Annotated in this window: 14 protein-coding genes; all 14 read left to right on the top strand. The window is 62.9% G+C overall.

The window, feature by feature from the left end; genetic code table 11:
• Positions 1 to 247 precede the first annotated feature (247 nt).
• The 14 genes from IPF85_RS13800 (at position 248) to IPF85_RS13735 (ending at position 17691) form a co-directional block, all read left to right on the top strand.
• Positions 248 to 1264: a LacI family DNA-binding transcriptional regulator gene (locus tag IPF85_RS13800; RefSeq protein ID WP_343408661.1), complete on the top strand. Its 1017-nt coding sequence runs from the start codon at positions 248 to 250 to the stop codon at positions 1262 to 1264.
• A gap of 306 nt (positions 1265 to 1570) precedes the next feature.
• Positions 1571 to 2863 carry a sugar ABC transporter substrate-binding protein gene (locus IPF85_RS13795; RefSeq protein ID WP_343408660.1) on the top strand — a complete coding sequence of 431 codons (1293 nt, stop codon included), beginning with the start codon at positions 1571 to 1573 and terminating at the stop codon, positions 2861 to 2863.
• 142 nt (positions 2864 to 3005) lie between these two features.
• Entirely contained in the window at positions 3006 to 4040 is a 1035-nt protein-coding gene (locus IPF85_RS13790) for a sugar ABC transporter permease (protein WP_343408659.1), read from the top strand.
• A 15-nt stretch (positions 4041 to 4055) separates the two neighbouring features.
• Positions 4056 to 4892, top strand: a complete 837-nt coding sequence (locus tag IPF85_RS13785; RefSeq protein ID WP_343408658.1) for a carbohydrate ABC transporter permease — start codon at positions 4056 to 4058, stop codon at positions 4890 to 4892.
• Between the two features lie 104 nt (positions 4893 to 4996).
• Positions 4997 to 5800 (top strand): HAD-IIA family hydrolase, encoded by an 804-nt coding sequence (locus tag IPF85_RS13780; RefSeq protein ID WP_343408657.1) that lies wholly within the window; start codon positions 4997 to 4999, stop codon positions 5798 to 5800.
• Positions 5801 to 5805: 5 nt separating this feature from the next.
• Entirely contained in the window at positions 5806 to 7332 is a 1527-nt protein-coding gene (locus IPF85_RS13775; RefSeq protein ID WP_343408656.1) for an FGGY family carbohydrate kinase, read from the top strand.
• A gap of 9 nt (positions 7333 to 7341) precedes the next feature.
• Positions 7342 to 8949 carry an aminodeoxychorismate synthase component I gene (pabB, locus tag IPF85_RS13770; protein ID WP_343408655.1) on the top strand — a complete coding sequence of 536 codons (1608 nt, stop codon included), beginning with the start codon at positions 7342 to 7344 and terminating at the stop codon, positions 8947 to 8949.
• A gap of 11 nt (positions 8950 to 8960) precedes the next feature.
• Complete coding sequence (locus tag IPF85_RS13765; protein ID WP_343408654.1) at positions 8961 to 9812, top strand: aminotransferase class IV; 852 nt, start codon at positions 8961 to 8963, stop codon at positions 9810 to 9812.
• Positions 9813 to 9934: 122 nt separating this feature from the next.
• Positions 9935 to 11194 carry a hypothetical protein gene (locus IPF85_RS13760; RefSeq protein ID WP_343408653.1) on the top strand — a complete coding sequence of 420 codons (1260 nt, stop codon included), beginning with the start codon at positions 9935 to 9937 and terminating at the stop codon, positions 11192 to 11194.
• A 36-nt stretch (positions 11195 to 11230) separates the two neighbouring features.
• Entirely contained in the window at positions 11231 to 12130 is a 900-nt protein-coding gene (locus tag IPF85_RS13755) for a R2-like ligand-binding oxidase (protein ID WP_343408652.1), read from the top strand.
• Positions 12131 to 12255: 125 nt separating this feature from the next.
• On the top strand, positions 12256 to 13944 hold the full coding sequence (locus IPF85_RS13750) for a DUF2207 domain-containing protein (protein ID WP_343408651.1): 1689 nt from the start codon (positions 12256 to 12258) through the stop codon (positions 13942 to 13944).
• A 28-nt stretch (positions 13945 to 13972) separates the two neighbouring features.
• On the top strand, positions 13973 to 14710 hold the full coding sequence (locus IPF85_RS13745) for a carboxypeptidase-like regulatory domain-containing protein (RefSeq protein ID WP_343408650.1): 738 nt from the start codon (positions 13973 to 13975) through the stop codon (positions 14708 to 14710).
• Between the two features lie 334 nt (positions 14711 to 15044).
• A complete protein-coding gene (locus IPF85_RS13740; RefSeq protein ID WP_343408649.1) occupies positions 15045 to 17009 on the top strand; it encodes an APC family permease in 1965 nt (654 codons plus the stop codon).
• Positions 17010 to 17031: 22 nt separating this feature from the next.
• Positions 17032 to 17691, top strand: a complete 660-nt coding sequence (locus IPF85_RS13735; protein ID WP_343408648.1) for an NAD-binding protein — start codon at positions 17032 to 17034, stop codon at positions 17689 to 17691.

Raw genomic sequence — 17691 nt, 5'->3', positions numbered from 1 at the left:
CGTTTCGCGCCATGTGAGCTGTCGAATTTCCTCATTTTTGGGTCTTGACAAACCGCGTTGCGTGTGCTAAACTGTTCGTAGTTAAGCGGTTTCCGAAAGGGCCGCTCTTTTCTCCACACGATAGTAAACCGCTTAACGAACCCACGACGCCTGTGCCCGTGTGCCCAGGCGTCGAACTGGAATGACCAGGGTGCGTCGCCACGTTGGACGCCCTGGCCGCAGTTTGCTACGCAGCAGGAGCGCAACCGTGTCGGTGACGATCTACGATGTAGCCAGGCAAGCCGATGTTTCGACCGCAACCGTCTCCAAGGTGCTGTCGAACACGCCCTACGTCAGTGAAAAGACGCGTGCCAAAGTGCTGGCCGTCGTCTCGGACCTCGATTTTGTGCCCAATCTTGCGGCTCGCAGCCTGAATCAGGTCCGCACCGGGATCATCGGGCTGGCCTTTCCCTATGCGTCCGACTATCTTTTCGAAGACCCCCACCTGATGCTGTTCTTACGCGGGGTGGAAAACATCGCCACCACGCATGACTACAGCATCCTTCTGATGACTGCGGGCGCGGCTGACGCTGCGGGTGGGTTACGTCGCCTGCTGCACACCCGTTATGTGGATGGCGCCATCGTGGTCGGCATGGAGAGCGTGCAGCCCATCACGGCCGAGCTGCGGCACCGCACCTACCCAACCGTGGCCCTGGGCTATCATTCACCCCTGGGTGTGTACAACACCATTCATGCGGATGACTACCTGGGCGGCCGTCTCGCGGCTGAACACTTGCTGGCCCTCGGTCATCGTCGTATCGGCCTCATCGGCGGCCCGCTGGAGATCACTGCGGTGGGCCGGCGCATCCAGGGGTTTACCGATGCCCTGACCGAGCATGGACTGAGCCTCGCGCCCGACCTGCGCGCCGCCGGCGACTTTACGCAGGAGAGCGGCTTTGCCGCGGCCGCGTCCATCCTGGCGCAGCCAGCACGACCAACCGCCATCTTTTCGGTCAACGACCGTATGGCGCTCGGTTTCATGGCCTACGCCCAGGCCTCTGGTTTGACGATTCCCACCGATCTGTCCATCGTTGGTTTCGACGACATTCCGGCCGCGGCCTTCTCGCATCCCAGCCTGACCACCGTGTGCCAGCCGTCGCTGGCCATGGGGCGCATGGCTGGCGAGCGCCTGTTGGACCTGGTGCAACGGACCCAAGAGCGTTTCGAACCACTGGTATTGGCCACCACCTTTGTGCCGCGCAACTCGACGCGTGCGCTGGCATAAGGCAAGCGCTGGCCCGCGGGCGTGCCGCTGGCCAGGCTGCATTTACCGTTGATATAGACCGCTTGCCCGCTGGACAACGCCCCGTTCGCCCAGGCAAGTTACGATCTTTACCTGACTCTTGACAACGAAAGGAGGCTGACCGGGAGCAAAAATTACCCACACCAGGCACCATGCCAGGCGAGAAGAGAGAACGATTCGACTGACTCCCCAGATGTCTGCGCCGAAGCGGACACCATCTGTGGTCTCAGCAATCACCGCTACGTCATGTTTATGTTTGCGTCTGCAAGAAAGAGAGCGTCTACCATCATGAAGAAGTTGCTCGTACTATTAGTCATCGCTGCCACCTTATTGACTGCCTGTGGCGGCGCGGCACAGCCCACCACAACGCCCAATCAACCAGCCGCGGAAGTTACGATCCGCTGGCGTACCCGCCCCGACAACCAGGAAGAGCAGAACGTCTACCAGAAGATCAGCGACGAAATTGACGCCAAGTTGGCGAACGTCAAGCTGGTCTATGACCCGGCCCCGGTTCAGGGTTACATGGACAAGCTGACCACGGAACTATCCGCCGGCACCGCCCCGGACATCACCTGGATTCCCGGCGCCAGCACGGCGGACCTGGCCAGCAAGGGTGTTTTGCTCGACCTCATGCCCATGGCCAGCAAGGACAGCGCGTTCAAGCTGACCGATTACTACGATGCACCGATGGCCGAACTTCAGCACGATGGCAAACTGTGGGGCCTGCCGCGCGACATCTCCACGATGGTCATCTACTACAACATGGACCTCTTCAAGGCGAAGGGCTTGCCCGACCCGGCCGAGCAGGCCGCGAAGGGCGAATGGAATTGGGACAACTTCCTGAAGGCGGCCCAGGCCATCCGCGATGAGAGCGCCGGCACCTACGGCTTCAGTTTCAGCAACTGGTGGGGTCTGTGGGGCTTCTTCGCCTACAGCGGCGGCGGCAGCCTGTTCAATGCCGATCGCACCGCCTGTGGCCTGGATCAGCCTGGCTCCATCACCGGCCTGCAGTTCATGTCCGACCTGTTCAACAAGTACAAAGTTGCACCGCCTCCGGGCGCCGAAGGTGGCGTCGGCGAGACCGACTTCCTGGCCGGCAAGGTGGGTATGTTCCCCAACGGCCGTTGGATGACCCCTGGCATGCGCCAGAACGCCAAGTTCAACTGGGGCGTGGTGGAAATGCCCGAAGGGCCGGGCGGCAAGAAAACCTGGCTCTTCTGGGGCCCATACGTTGTCAGCGGCAAGACAGCGAACGCCGATGCGGCCTGGCAGGTCATCAAAGAACTGACCAGCCCCGAAGTGCAGGCGAAGGTTGCGGCGCTCGGCAGCAACATCCCGTCCAACAAGGCCGCCAGCGCCAAGCAGGCGTTCCTCGATTCCAAGCCGCCGGCAGACAACTCCGCCTTCATCAAGGGCGCGGACTATGCCGTGGCCGAAATTCCGCTGTGGACCGGCAACTGGGGTGACATCGTGGATGCCATCTACCAGCCCAACGTGGACAAGCTGCTGAATGGCAAGGCAACCGCAGAAGAAATCGCCAAAGAAGCCTGCGCAGCCGCCAACCCTCTGTTCAAGAAGTAACCCGACCGACCCGACTTCGGGAGTCCCACCCCCGCGGCGCCCCCCCCCCCGCCCTGCGCCGCCGGACTCCCGAAGTCCCTGATCCCTGATCTCTGATCTCTGATCTCCGATCCCTGATCTCTCTCATCCAGGAGGCAAGTCCATGACAGCTTCGGCCACGGTTCCAACGTCCACGGCGGCATCTCGGCAGCGGCGCGAGGCCCTGGAAGGGTTTCTCTTTCTGCTGCCCAACATCCTGGGATTCCTGATCTTCTTTGCCGGCCCCCTGGTGTTATCCTTGTATTACAGCCTGACAAACTGGGATCTATTCACAACGCCCAAATTCATCTGGCTTGACAACTTCGTGCAGGCGCTTGGCTTCCAGCTCAAGCCAGAGGCCTATCAGGTCGCGCTGGAACAGGGAGCAGGCTTCCTCGGCGCCCTGGGTAAACTGATCGTCGCGAATGACCCCATCTTCTGGGTCGCGCTGCGCAACACGTTTGTCTACGCCGGCGGGGTGTTGATCCTATCCGTGCTACCCGCCTTCTTTCTGGCCTATCTGCTCAACTCCAAACTGCGCGGCATGACCTTCTTCCGGGGACTTTACTACCTGCCGGTGGTGGCATCCGTCGTTGGCATCTCACTGGTCTATCTGTGGGTGTTCGATCGCCAAAGCGGCGCCATCAACTTTGTCTTGGGCGCCATCACCACCCTGATCAATCGGCTCGTGGGCGCCAACCTGGCAAAGCCGCTGATCGGTTGGCTGAATGACCCTGACTGGGCGCTCTTCTCACTGATTCTGATGAGCGCCTGGCGCACGGTGGGCTACGACATGGTGATCTTCCTGGCTGCGCTGCAGGGGGTGCCCCACAGCCTGACCGAAGCCGCCCTGGTAGATGGCGCCACCCGCGGCACCATCTTGCGCAAGATCATCATTCCGCTCATCACCCCCACCATCTTTTTCATTCTCGTCACCAATCTCATCGAAGTGCTGCAGATCTTTGCCGAGCCGTACATCATGACGCGCGGCGGTCCGGCCAACTCGACCCTGACCATCGTCATGTACCTGTACCAGAAAGGGTTCCAGCGCTTCCAGATGGGCTACGGCAGCGCCCTGGCCTGGCTGTCGTTCGCCATCATCTTTATCATCACCAGCATTCAGTTCCGCATGTCACAACGCTGGGTTGTCGAAGACTAGAAGGGAGACCCATCTATGCTTGGTCGCAATCAAAACATGTCGCTGGTGCAGCGTTTCCTGCTCTACGCCTTCCTGGCGATCGTCGGCGCGGTGATGGCCTACCCCTTCTTTTTCATGGTCACCACCTCGCTCAAGGACAACCAGTCCGCCTTCGCCAACATCCTGGCCCCGTTTGGCCCTTCCCTCGAATGGGCCAACTACCGGGCCGTCTTGAGCACCATCAACATGGGGCGCTACATGCTCAACACGGCCTTTATCACCATCTGCGTGGTCATCGGCCAGATTTTCACCTCGGTCATGGGCGGCTATGCCTTTGCCCGCATCAAATTTCCCGGCCGCGAGGCGCTCTTCCGCGCCTACCTCGGCACGATCATGATCCCGTTCATGGTCATCCTGATCCCCACCTACAAGCTCATGCTGCTTTTCAATTGGGTTGACCGCTATGAGTCACTCATCATTCCGTGGCTCTTTACGGCCTACGGCACTTTCCTGATGCGTCAGTTCTTCCGCAACATTCCCAATGAGTTGGAAGAGGCCGCGGTGATTGATGGCGCCAACCGATTTACGATCCTGTGGCGTATCTTCGTGCCGCTCTCACTGCCCGCCATCGCCACCCTGGCCACCATCAGCTTCCTGTACGCGTGGAACAGCTTCATCTGGCCGCTGGTGGTCATCCACAACAAGGAGATGTACGTCGTCACCCAGGGTCTGGCCGACCTGCAGGGTGGCTACCACGCCAACGTGCCCTACATCATGGCCGGCGCCACGCTCGCCATCTTGCCCACGGTGCTTGTCTACATTTTAGCCCAGCGCTACTTTGTCGAAGGCATCGCCACCACCGGTCTCAAATAGCAGCCGACCAGGCTGCCGGCTTGCCTTGCGCAGCCGCTGGCCTGGCCGCCTTTTCTGTGCATGGCAATGGCGCCCGCTCTGCGCGCCGCCCGGAAGTTGACACGATGACAAACTACCCTACCCCAACGCAGTTGTATGACGCGTACATCTTCGACCTGGATGGCACCGTCTATCTGGGCGATGCGCTCTTGCCCAGCGCCGGCGAAACCATCACCCGTCTGCGCGGCCTGGGCAAGCGCACCATCTTCCTGTCCAATAACCCCACCCACTCCCAGCAGGACTACGCCGCCCGCCTGGCGCGCCTGGGCCTGCCCACCCCCCTGTCAGACATCATCAACTCCTCGATGGTCATGGTGGATTTCCTGCAACAGCATTTGCCCGGCGCCCGCCTCTTTGTGCTGGGCGAAGCGCCGCTCTGCCATGACCTGGAAGCGGCCGGTTTCGAGCTGATAGATGACCCATCCCGCACCGATGCCGTCATCGCCAGCTTCGACCGCACCCTCGTCTACCGCAAGCTGCAGGTCGCCTTCGACGCCATCCGCGCCGGCGCGCGCTTCTTCGCCACCAACGCCGACCGCTACTGCCCGGTGCCCGGCGGCGGTCAGCCCGACGCGGCCGCGATCATCGCCGCCATCGAAGCCTGCACCAACACCCGTGTCGAGGTAGTCGTGGGCAAACCGTCTCAGCACATGGCCGCTGCGGCTCTGCGCGTCTTGACGCTGCCGCCCGATCGGTGTATCATGACCGGCGACCGCCTGGAAACCGACGTAAAAATGGGGCTTGATGCCGGTATGGCAGCCGCGCTGACCTTGACCGGCGCCACCTCCGCTGCCATGCTGGACGCCTCGCCCCTGCGCCCCACCTTCGTCCTGCACCAGTTGGCCGATCTTCTGCCGGGCGCGATCTGAAACCTATGCCAACCAAACCTTTTTTGCTCGGACTCGACCAGGGCACCAGTGGCAGTCGTGCCCTGATCCTGGATGACCAGGGGCAGGTGCATGGCTACGGCTACCAGCCCCTGCCGCGCATCTATCCGCAGGCCGGCTGGGTCGAACAAGACCCGCTGGCCGTCGCCGCAACGTTGGCTGCCGCCATCACCGAGGCCATTGGGCGCGCCGGCTGTCATCCGGCCGAGATCGCCGCCTGCGGCATCGCCTGCCAACGCAACACCGATTTTGCCTGGCACGCGGCCAGCGGTCAGGCTCTGGCCCCCGCCATCACCTGGCAAGATTTGCGCACCCTGCCCCTGCTCGATGAACTGCGGTCGTGGGAACTGTTTCCGCAGAGCCGCCGCCGCTTGGGCTATTCCCCCGGCCCTTACAGCTCGGCGCTGCACCTCGCCTGGCGTCTGCGCTCCGACCAAACCCTGATTGACGCGGCCGCAGCCGGAAACCTCCGCCTGGGTCTGTCCGCCGCCTGGTTGCTGGTGGCCCTGGGGCAGCCGGCGCAGCACGCCATGGACTTTTCCCTGGTACAGGCCATGGGGCTTTACGATTTCCGCGCGCGCCAGTATTGGCAAGCCTGGCTGGAGCGCCTGGGGGTGCCCGAGGACCCGCTGCCGGCGGCCATGCCCACCGTGCATGAGTTCGGCAACCTGCGCGTCCATGCGCCCGACGGCGCGAGCGCGGCCGTACCGGTTCTGGCGATGATCGGCGATCAGCAGGCAGCTCTGTTTGGCTATGACTGCCGCCGCCCCGGTGATGCCGAATGTACGCACGGCACCGCCTCCTTCGTGGACGTCTGCCTGGGCAACCATGCCCCTGACCAGGAGAAAATCAACGTCTACGTGGCGTGGGCGTTGGCTAACGGCGTTGACCCTGACCCGGCCTTCACCTACTGCCTGGAAGCCGACACGGCCGTCACCGGCGCGGCCATCCGTTGGATGCGCGAGAACGCGCGGCTGTTCGATCGTGACGATGAAGTCGGCCCGCTGGCCGCCTCTGTGCCCGACGCCGGCGGCGTCGTCTTCGTCCCCGCCTTCACCGGCCTCAACGTGCCGTACAACGATCACCGCGCGCGTGGCACCATCCTGGGTCTGACGTTGGGCAGCACGCGCGCCCACATCGTGCGCGCCTTCCTCGAAGCCCTGGGTTACCAGGTGCGCGCGATCCTGGAGACGATCCAGACCGAAACCGGCCTGCATGTGGACCGGTTGCACCTGGGGGGCGGCGTTTCGGCCAGCGATGAAGCCTGCCAGATTCAGGCCGACCTCATCGGCATCCCCACCATCCGCCCACACTTCACCGAGACCACCGCGCGCGCGGCCGCCATGCTGGCGGGGATCGGCAGCGGCGCCTGGAAATCGCCCGATCATCTGCCGCCCCTGCCGGAGGGGGCTACGCGCTTCGAGCCGCGACTGACCGACGATCAACGCGAGACCGGCTTCGCGCGCTGGCAGCGCGCCATCAGCCGCGCCCGCGCGTGGGACGTGGAGGACTAGGCAACATTCATGAGCGAGTGGCCGTGGCTTCTGGAGCTTGACCCGCCGCCCGATCCAGTGGCGGTATTTCAACACCTGGCGCATGACCCCTTTGCCTTGTTTCTTGACAGCGCCCTTCTAACGCCGGCCTTTGCGCAGCAAAGCGCGCGCCCACCGGCCGCCCATGACCAGGCTCCCATCGCTCCCCTGGGACGTTACTCATTCATCACCGCGTACCCGTTCGCCACCCTGGTCAGCCACGGCGAGCGCACCGGGTTCACACAGACCGACAGCGGCCTGACCACCGTCAGTACCGAGGACCCGTTCACCCTGCTGCAAGAGACTTGGCGCCGGTTTGCGCAGCCAACCCACAGCGGCCTGCCGCCATTCCAGGGCGGTGTGGCCGGCTACTGGGGCTACGAGCTGGCGCATCGCCTGGAAAAGAGTCCGTTTGCCGGGGTTCGCGCGGAGACTCGCCCCGCCGCTGAACGACCGCGAGGAATCGCCCCTGCACCTTCTTCCCTTCCTGACATGGCTCTGGGCTTTTACGACTGGGTGCTGGCCTGGGATCATCTGCCCGCCGGCGTTTTCGCAAAAAACCATCGCGCGGGCGGCCGCTGCTGGCTGATCTGCCGCGGCTGGCCGGCTGGCGAGGCGTCTGCCCGCCGGTTGCACGCACAGCGCCGCGCCGAACAGATCTTGGCCCTCATCGCCCAGCCAGCCCCGCCCCTGCCGCCCTGGGTGGTTTCGTGGGAATTGCCGGTCGCAGATTCGTACCAGCAGACGCCCCGCTTCCCTGTGCCCGGCCATCCCGGCGTCACCTCCACGTTTCGCCGGCCCAGCTACCTGCAGGCCGTGCAACGCGTGCTGGCTCACATCAGCGCCGGCGACGTCTACCAGGTCAACCTGACGCAGCGCCTGCACCTGCCCCTGACCGCGCATCCGTGGGTGTACTACCAACGCCTGCGCCAGATCAACCCGGCGCCCTTCGCCGCGTACTTCGCCCTGCCGCACGCGGGCGGCGCCATCCTCAGCGCCTCGCCGGAGCGCTTCCTGCGCGTGCAGGAGGGTCAGGTTGAAACGCGGCCCATCAAAGGGACGCGGCCGCGCGGACGCACGGCCGCCTCGGATGCCGCGCTGCGGGCTGAGTTGATCGCCAGCGCCAAGGACCAGGCCGAAAACGTCATGATCGTTGACCTCCTGCGTCACGATCTTTCCAAAGTGTGCCGGCCCTTCAGTGTGCAGACGCCCGAACTGTTCGCCATCGAGTCGTACGCCACCGTGCATCACCTGGTCTCCACCGTGATCGGTCGCCTGCGCCCTGGTCTGGATGCGGTAGACCTGCTGCGCGCCTGTTTTCCCGGCGGCTCGATCACCGGCGCGCCCAAAGTACGGGCCATGCAGATCATCGCCGCACTGGAGCCAACCGACCGCGGCGTCTACTGCGGCGCGCTGGGCTACCTCGGCTTCGACGGCGCGTTCGATAGCAGCATCGCCATCCGCACCGCGGTGGCCAGCGCGCATGAACTCAGCTTTGGCGTCGGCGGCGGCATCGTGGCCGACAGCGACCCGCGAGCCGAGTATGCCGAAACCTTGCACAAGGCAGCCGGGCTGCTGGCCGGCCTGACTTTGCCCTAGGAGGCTCAAGGATGTCTCTTGTTTATGTCAACGGGCAAATGCAACCCGCGCAGAGCGCCCAGGTATCGGCGCGTGATCGGGGTTTCCTGCTCGGCGACGGCCTCTTCGAGACGCTGGTCGCGTATCGCGGCCGCATCCTGGGCCTGGATCAACACCTGACCCGGCTGCAGCATGGGGCCAACGTCCTGGGCTTCGACCCACCGCCCGCCGCGGAACTGGCCGCCGCCGCGCGGCACACCCTGGCGGCCAACGGCCTGCAGGCCCAGGACGCGATGCTGCGCCTGACTGTCTCGCGTGGCGCTGGCCCGCGCGGCTTGTTACCTCCAGCGCAGCCCACACCCACGGTGGTCATCACCGCCGCACCCTGGGCCGCGGCAGCCCCCGCCGCGCAGACCGCGATCAGCGTCCCCTTTCGTTGGGACGCGGCTTCCCCGCTGGCCGGGCTGAAAACCCTCAACTACCTGCCGCAGATTTTGGGACGCCAGGCCGCTCACGCCGCCGGGGCTACGGAAGGCATCTTCCTCAACCATGCCGGTCACCTGGTGGAAGGCTGCGCCAGCAACCTCTTCTGGGTCAGCGACGGCGCTCTCTTCACCCCGGCGTTGGCCTGTGGGCCGCTGCCCGGCGTGACGCGTGCGTTCGTCCTGGCCCTGGCCGCCGGCCTGCAACTACCGGTGGTCGAAGGCGCGTTTCCCCGCGCACAGCTTCTGCAGGCCGCAGAAGCCTTCCTGACCAACTCCCTGATCGAACTGGCGCCGCTCACCTGGTACGATGGTCAGCCCATTGGCCGCGGAGAGCCTGGCCCGCTCACCCGCCGTTTGCAGGCCGCCTTTCGGACGATGATCACAGCTGGTCTCCCATAAATGGTGAGTCGCAGCAACCGGCCCGGCAATCCGCGCCCAGATACGATCGAATGTTGTCTGGCCGGACGCTTTCGATTACAATGGGCCGCACGTATTCCATTTCACTTCATCAGGACATCATCATGGCAGATCCAACCCTCCTCATTACGCTCATCATTGTCATCTTGAGCGCGCTGGTGGGCGCGTATCTCAACGGCAAGCGCCGCGACCGCTGCCTGGCGCACTTCGAGCGCGACCCGGTCAACGTCGAACTGCTCGGCGGCCGCCAGATTTGGGGCCGCCTGCACGTGGAGCCTACCGGCATCGAGTTGATCTATGCCAGCGATCATCGCGATGTGCAAGAGCATATCGAAACGACCTATCTCCTCTACAAGGATGAATTCCCGCAGATTCAGGCGATCTATCGCTACTGTGACGACATGGATGAAGATGAGCTGCAGCGGCGTCAGGCGATGATTGACAAAGTCTTTCATCCGCGGCCTGGCGCGCGCCTGCGCCGGCGTCTGCGCAACTTCATCAGCCTCGCGTCCGATTCTCTCGCTCAGGCCATCGGCGTCATTGTGGGCAGCAGCAAGGCCCGAGGATCGAAGTTCGTGACCGAAGAGAGCCAGGAATACTTCACCAGCCTGGGCAGCAACCTGATCGGTTACGCCGGTACGGAGTACGACTCGCTGCTGGAGCACTACGTGGGCGTCAAGGTCGTCGTCGAGCTGACCGAAGGCGATACCGTCTACGAACATGTCGGTATTCTGCGCGACTACACGGCCGATTTCCTGGAGATGCTGGATATTCATTTCCCCATCACGCAAAAGCACCCGATGGCTGCACCTGGCGCCGGGCTGGAAACGCCCTTCCTGCGCGTCAATCGCAGCGGCAAATCGCTCTACCTGGCTAACGCCGGCAAGAACTCCCTGCTGCTGCAAACTGTCACCGCCGCCGAGCAGGAGATGTCCATCAACGCAGTGCTCGATGCCGATGAAGACCTGGCCCTGGAACTGCCGCCCGCCCTGGCCGGCGCCGACATCGAGCTGAACATCAAGATCGTGCGCCAACTCGACTTTATCATCCCGCGTGCCCGCGCCCTCATCCGTCACAAGGCGGAACGCTACGACCCTGACCAGGTGTTCGATATTGGCTTCGGCCTCAAACCGGATTACACCACGGAGGAAAAAAAGCTGCACGCGGCGCTGGACGATAGCCCAGACGATGCCAACAGCGCGGTGGCCCTGGGGCAACTCCTGTTCAAGCGCGGCCGTCTGCAGGAGGCCGAACGCTGGTTCAACTACGCGCTGGCGCGGCGCCAGCAATTAACCGACCAGGGCAAACTGGCCGAACGCCAATTGCGCTACATCAAGCTCAAGCGCAGCGAGTTTTATCGCTAGCGCCAACCCGCAAATCAACCACGGAAACTCGATCTCATGAACCACACAACGTTCGCCACAACCACACGCGGCCTGCACCGCGACCTTCCGCCCATGCGCCTTTTCGAAAAAGCCAAGCGTTTCGGCGTCTGGAACCCAAGTGACATTGACTTCAACCAGGACCGCCGCGACTGGCTCACCCTGGCGCCCGATCAGCAGGACATTCTCCTGCGCCTCACCTGCATGTTCCAGGCCGGCGAAGAGGCCGTCACGCTCGACCTGCTGCCGCTGCTGATGGTCATCGCTCGCGAAGGGCGCCTGGAAGAGGAGATGTACCTGACCACCTTCCTGTGGGAGGAGGCCAAGCATACCGACTTCTTCCGCCGCTTCCTGGACGAAGTGGTGCAGCGCAACGACAACCTGGAGCGTTTTCACACCCCCGCTTATCACACCCTCATCTACCAGGCGCTGCCCGCGGCCATGAACGCCCTGCTCAGTGATCCGTCGCCCGCGGCCCAGATGCGCGCCTCCGTCACCTACAACATGATCGTGGAAGGGGTGCTGGCAGAAACCGGCTACCACGCTTACTTCACCGTGCTCAAGCAGCAGGGCCTGATGCCGGGTCAGGTCAAAGGCATTGGCCTGCTCAAGCAAGACGAATCACGCCACATCGCCTACGGCGTCTATCTCATCTCGCGCCTCTTGGCGCAGCACCCTGGCCTGTGGCCGATTGTGGAAGACACCATGAACGACCTGCTCCCCCTGGCGTTGGGCGTCATCGGCGACACCTTCGCCAGCTACGACCCCGTGCCGTTTGGCTTAACGCTCGACATGTTCACTGACTACGCGCTCGGCCAGTTCCAAAAGCGCATGGATCGCATCGAACGCGCTCGCGGGGCCACCCTCGATGAAGTCATGGCCGCGACGCACAGCGCCATCGAACAGGACAACGCATGAACTTGTAATGACAGTATCAGCCAGGCGTCAGGCAGCATTCTCCTGGATGTGCTACAATTAGGATGGTTGCCTGCGCTGTTGGGGCGCCAGGCATATCCCCCGGTCACAGCAACGGAGAGTGAGCTATGCGTACCCGTTTTGCGATTTTCATCATCGGTTTGTTGATTCTGGCTGCGGCCGCGCCCGGCGTCGGAGCCGCCAAATCGTACCGCGCGGAGCGCTTCGATGTGGACATTGTCGTCCAGGACGATGGCGCGCTGCTTGTCACCGAGACGGTGGTCTTCCGCTTCAGCGGCGACCCCTTCACCTACGTCTACCGCGATCTGCCGACCAGCTACACCGACAGCATCACGATCGTGAGCGCAGGCATGGACGGCCAGACCCTGCCGCCCGGTGAGGACGCCGGTCAGGTTGAAATTGACGGTGGTGACACCATCAACGTGCGCTGGCATTTTGCGCCCACGTCAGACACCGCGCACACCTTCGTGTTGGTCTACCGCGCGCTGGGCGTGATTCGCATGAATCCGGAGGCCGACGTGCTGGCCTGGCAGGCGCTGCCCGACGATTATGAGTACACCATCGCCTCGAGCACCGTCACCGTGAGCTATCCGAAGGCCATCCAACGCGTGGCGGTCCCCCGCGTTACCGTTGGCGAGGCCAGCGTGGAAACGGGCGACGGCCAGGTGCGCTTTGTGGCGCAGAACCTGGAGCCAGATTCGCACCTGATCGTAGAACTAGGCTTTGCGCCAGGCAGCCTGGTCACACAGCCACCGCAGTGGCAGGCCGTTGAAATCGAATCCAACCGCCTGGCGCAGCCCCTCGCCCTCGCATCGGGAGCTTTGACCCTGCTCGGCGTCGGCGCGATCATCGCCTACGTGCGACGCTACCGCCGTCCCTCTGCCTCGCCCGTGGAGGCAGACATGCGCCCCACAGCGCCGCCGGGGTCTCTCCCACCCGCGCTGGGCGGCGCCATCGGCCATGCCGGCGGTTTCGCGCCCGGTTGGGATCAAGCCCTGGCCACCCTGTTCGATCTGAGCGGCCGCGGCGTTGTGCAGATCGAAGAGTCGCCCGAAAAGAAGTGGCATCGCCGGCATGATTTCGTTTTCCGCCTGCAATCCATGCCGTCCGACCTGCGGCCATTCGAGCAGACCGCGCTCGACCTGGTGTTTTCAACTGGCGCAGACAGGCAGACCAGTGTCAAACTGTCGGCGCTGCAGAGCTGGATTTCCTCGCGGCTGAAGGCTTTCAAGGAAACGCTCAAACAGGATGCTGTGAATCGGGGCTGGTTCGACCCGGGCCGAGAGCAAATCAGACGCGGCCTCTTCATCGCTTCCGGCCTTCTCTTTGGCGTGCTGCTGGCCTTTGCCTGCCTGGTGGTGACCGCCGCCAACCCGATCTGGGCCTTCATGCTACCGCTCATAGCGCTTGGCCTGGTTGACCTGGCGCTACTCATTGCGGGCAGCGTCGTTTCGCCGCTGTCGGAGACCGGCGCGGCCGAGCGCCGCCAATGGGAGGCGTTTGGCAAGTATCTGCGCCGCATCACCGAGGATAAGGAACCGGTCAACCTGGCCGGCGCGTTTCAGACGCTGCTGCCCTGGGCCACCGCGTTTGGCTTGCTCAAGGACTGGGTAGATTTCTTCCAGAAGAAGGGCGACTTGACCGTGCCGGCCTGGTTTGCGCCCCTGGCCGTCACGGCGGACGGCAGTGAAATCGCCATTTTTGCCGCCATGACCCATTCGGCCAGCTCGGCAGGCGCCAGCGCCGGGGGCGCCGGGGGCGGCGCGGCCGGCGGCGGCGGCAGCGGCGCGGGATAAGATGCAGGACAAAAGGAGATAGGGTTCAATGCGTAAATTTATCGTGTTTTGTCTTTTCATACTCACCGGCAGTGCTCTGCTGATTCTAACCGCGTGTGCGCCGGTGATGACGCAAGCCACGCGCGAGGTGCCGCCGCTGCCCCCCACGTTGGACCCAAACCCCTTGCCGGCCTACGTGGTGCCCGCGCAGGCTGATCTCATGCGCAAGCTCGACCTGCCGTCTACCGAGGTGGTTGCCAGCACGGTCGAGACGGTGGACTGGCCCAATTCCTGCCTGGGTCTCATGAAACCCGAAGACGTGTGCCTGGAAGTGATCACGCCCGGCTACCGCATCATTTTCCACACACCCAAGGGCGATTACGCGTACCACACCGATCGCAGCGGGCAGAAGTTCCGCGCGGCCGGGTTGCTGCCAGCAGGAACGCCCAGCCCGATCGCCACGCCTGCGATCATCAAGCCAGGCGACAGCGGGATCGAGGGCCTGGTGACCATCAGCCCCACCTGCGGCGGGCCGGTGCGCCCAGGGCAGGACTGCACCGCGCCCTACCAGGCCAGCATCACCGTGCTCGATCAGGCTGATCGGGTCGTTTCCCAGGTCAGCTCTGATGCGGAGGGACGTTTTCGCCTGGCGCTGCCTCCGGGAAACTACACCCTGCGACCGGAAAAGCCCGCCAAAGGCATCGCCCGGGCCGCGGATGTAAGCGTCACCGTCACCGCGGGACAGGTGACCACCGTCGGGATTACCTACGACAGCGGGCTGCGTTAGGATTTTTTGCCACGAATGACACGAATTTTCACGAATTGTTTTTTCGTGTCAATTCGTGCAATTCGTGGCAGAGAGCGTCAGGATTCTCTTGCCACGAATTTTGCCAATTTTCACGAATTGTTTTTTTGTGTCAATTCGTGCAATTCGTGGCGGAGGCCGCGGATTCCTGCGCGCCCGTTTTCACACTTGTGTAAAAAGTGAGTATAATGAGGTTGTGTCTGTGCCGCAGCGGGCAATGATGTTCGCGGGCACAACAAAGCGTGCGTCAGCGGGGCGCCTGAATGCTTAGGCGCCCATTTCAGTGCAAAGGACAGCAGCAAAGCCGATTCTTTCTATGCCGATTATCGAAGAAAACACAAAAACAACGGTTCTACACCGACCGACGACCTTCAAGCCGCCGCGGACATGGCGCACCTGGCTTTTTGGCAATCCACTGTCCACCGCGGATGCTCCCCATCAGACCATCAACAAAAAGGTGGGCCTTGCTGTCTTTGCGTCCGATGCGCTATCATCTACAGCGTATGCCACGCAAGAAATTTTGGTCATTCTGGCTGCAGCAGGAACAGCCGCATTTGGCTATGCTTTCCCCATCGCGCTGGCCATTGTGGGACTCCTGGTCATCGTCACTCTGTCCTACGAACAGACCATTCACGCCTACCCTGGCGGCGGCGGCGCCTACATCGTCTCGCGCGACAACCTGGGCGAACTGCCCGCGCAGATCGCCGGCGCCGCACTCCTGACCGATTACATCCTCACTGTCGCCGTCTCTGTCTCGTCTGGCGTTGCGCAGATCGTCTCAGCTTTTCCTGGCCTGCTCAGCTATCGGGCCTACCTGGCAGTTGCACTGGTTGCGTTCGTGATGTTGATCAACCTGCGCGGCATCAAGGAGTCCGGTTCGGCCTTCGCCATTCCATCTTACTTCTTCCTGACGATGATGGTTTTGACCGTCGGGACCGCCCTGGTACGCTACCTCGGCGGCACCCTGGGGATGGTGGTCAACCCGCCGCCCCTTGAGATGCTGCATGAAACTCAAGCCATCGGCCTGTTCCTGATCTTACACGCCTTTTCCAGCGGCACAACGGCGCTCACCGGCGTCGAAGCCATTTCCAATGGCACGACCTCCTTCAGGGAACCGCGCAGCCGCAACGCCGGCATCACCTTGCTCTGGATGTCGGCGATTCTTGGCACGCTGTTTCTGGCTATCACCTTCTTCAGCGGCAAAATCGGCGCCATTCCGTCAGAAACGGAAACGGTCATCTCCCAGTTTGCCCGAACCGTGCATGGAGGCCAGGGAGTTCTGTACCTGCTCACGATTGCCGCCACCACCATCATCCTGATTATGGCAACCAATACGTCGTTTGCTGGCGCGCCCAGTCTCAGCGCACTGCTGGCCATAGATGGCTTTGTACCACGCCAACTGGCCTTTCGCGGCAGCCGCCTGGTCTATTCCAACGGCATCGTCGCCCTGGCCTTCATCGCATCGGTACTCATCCTGGTCTTCAACGCCAGCGTCACCGGGCTGATTCCACTCTACGCCATCGGCGTCTTCTTGTCATTCACCCTCTCGCAGGCCGGCATGGCCCGCCGCTGGTACAAGATCGGCCGCTTGCAGCCGGACCAGGAAGTGCGCGAGCGCGGTTCGTTGTTGCACTTCGACCGCCGCTGGGCCATGAAGATGGTCATCAACAGCTTTGGCGCCCTCTGCACCGCCATCGTGATGCTCGTTTTCTGCATCACCAAGTTCCGGGATGGCGCCTGGCTGGTGCTGATCCTCATCCCCATCCTGGTCGTCATGTTTGCCCGCATCCATCATCACTATCAGGACCTGGCCCAACGCCTGTCGCTGGAGCGCTACGGCGCCGCACCCCGCACCGACCGTCGTCATCGCGTGATCTTGCCGGTGAGCAGCGTCCATCGCGGCACCCTGAACGCGCTCAGCTACGCGCGCACGCTGTCCAACGACATCACTGCCGTGCATGTCTCCATTGACCCGGACGCCGTGGATAAGGTCAAGCGCAAATGGGAGATCTGGGGCGGAGGCGTGCGCCTGCAGATCATTGATTCCCCCTATCGTCTGCTGATCGAACCGATGATGGACTACATCGCCACCATCGCTGCGCAGCGCCAGCCAAACGAAATCATCACCGTGGTGGTGCCGCAGTTCGTCCCGCGACACGGGTGGCAAAACTTACTGCACACGCAAACCGCCTGGTTTTTGCGCCAGGCCTTCCTTTCTCAGCCAGGCATCGTGATTACCGATGTGCCCTATCAACTCGATCGGGACGAAACCACACTTTAAGCAGGCAATAAGAGGCAACATCATGAACGTCGTTGTCGTCGGTTGTGGCCGTATGGGTGCAGAACTCGCCTACCGACTCTACCAAAATAAGTCTCAGGTCACGGTTGTGGATCAAAGCGGTGAGGCCTTTCTCAACCTGCCGCACGATTTTCGGGGCCGCATGTTAGAAGGCGACATGCTGTCCAGCGACATGCTCAGCCGGGCCGGCCTTGACGGCGCCCAGGCCCTGGCGGCCGTCACCAGTGCTGACACCATCAACGCCGTCATCGGGCACGTGGCGCGCACCGTCTACCACATTCCAAATGTCGTCGTGCGCAACTTCGATCCGCGCTACCGCCCCATGCACGAGGCCTTTGGCCTGCAAATCGTCAGCTCCAGCAGTTGGGGCGCGCAACGCATGGAAGAGATGCTGGCCCCCGGAGCACTGCGCACTGTTTTCTCAGCCGGCAACGGCGAGATCGAAGTCTATGAAATGCTGGTCCAGCAGGCTTGGGATGGTCGAGCCCTGCGAGACCTCGTGCCAGGCGGGCAGTGCATGATCGTCTCCCTGACCCGCGCCGGCCGCGCGACGCAGCCCGCGGTAGATACTCCTCTGCGCATGGGCGACATCCTGCACCTGAGCGCCACCCAAACCGGTATCGAAGCGGTGCGTCAGCGCCTGGCGGCGCAGGGAGAAAAATAA

The organism is Candidatus Amarolinea dominans (assembly GCF_016704685.1).
In the GTDB taxonomy this organism is placed as follows: Bacteria; Chloroflexota; Anaerolineae; order SSC4; family Amarolineaceae; genus Amarolinea; species Amarolinea dominans.
The sequence above is the reverse complement of the archived record's forward strand: the minus strand, read 5'-3'. Positions and strand labels throughout refer to the sequence as shown.

Coding starts and splice junctions, on each gene's coding strand:
- IPF85_RS13795 (WP_343408660.1), top strand. CDS start 1,571: ATGAAGAAGTTGCTCGTACTATTAGTCATCGCTGCCACCTTATTGACT.
- IPF85_RS13790 (WP_343408659.1), top strand. CDS start 3,006: ATGACAGCTTCGGCCACGGTTCCAACGTCCACGGCGGCATCTCGGCAG.
- IPF85_RS13785 (WP_343408658.1), top strand. CDS start 4,056: ATGCTTGGTCGCAATCAAAACATGTCGCTGGTGCAGCGTTTCCTGCTC.
- IPF85_RS13780 (WP_343408657.1), top strand. CDS start 4,997: ATGACAAACTACCCTACCCCAACGCAGTTGTATGACGCGTACATCTTC.
- IPF85_RS13775 (WP_343408656.1), top strand. CDS start 5,806: ATGCCAACCAAACCTTTTTTGCTCGGACTCGACCAGGGCACCAGTGGC.
- pabB (WP_343408655.1), top strand. CDS start 7,342: ATGAGCGAGTGGCCGTGGCTTCTGGAGCTTGACCCGCCGCCCGATCCA.
- IPF85_RS13765 (WP_343408654.1), top strand. CDS start 8,961: ATGTCTCTTGTTTATGTCAACGGGCAAATGCAACCCGCGCAGAGCGCC.
- IPF85_RS13760 (WP_343408653.1), top strand. CDS start 9,935: ATGGCAGATCCAACCCTCCTCATTACGCTCATCATTGTCATCTTGAGC.
- IPF85_RS13755 (WP_343408652.1), top strand. CDS start 11,231: ATGAACCACACAACGTTCGCCACAACCACACGCGGCCTGCACCGCGAC.
- IPF85_RS13750 (WP_343408651.1), top strand. CDS start 12,256: ATGCGTACCCGTTTTGCGATTTTCATCATCGGTTTGTTGATTCTGGCT.
- IPF85_RS13745 (WP_343408650.1), top strand. CDS start 13,973: ATGCGTAAATTTATCGTGTTTTGTCTTTTCATACTCACCGGCAGTGCT.
- IPF85_RS13740 (WP_343408649.1), top strand. CDS start 15,045: ATGCCGATTATCGAAGAAAACACAAAAACAACGGTTCTACACCGACCG.
- IPF85_RS13735 (WP_343408648.1), top strand. CDS start 17,032: ATGAACGTCGTTGTCGTCGGTTGTGGCCGTATGGGTGCAGAACTCGCC.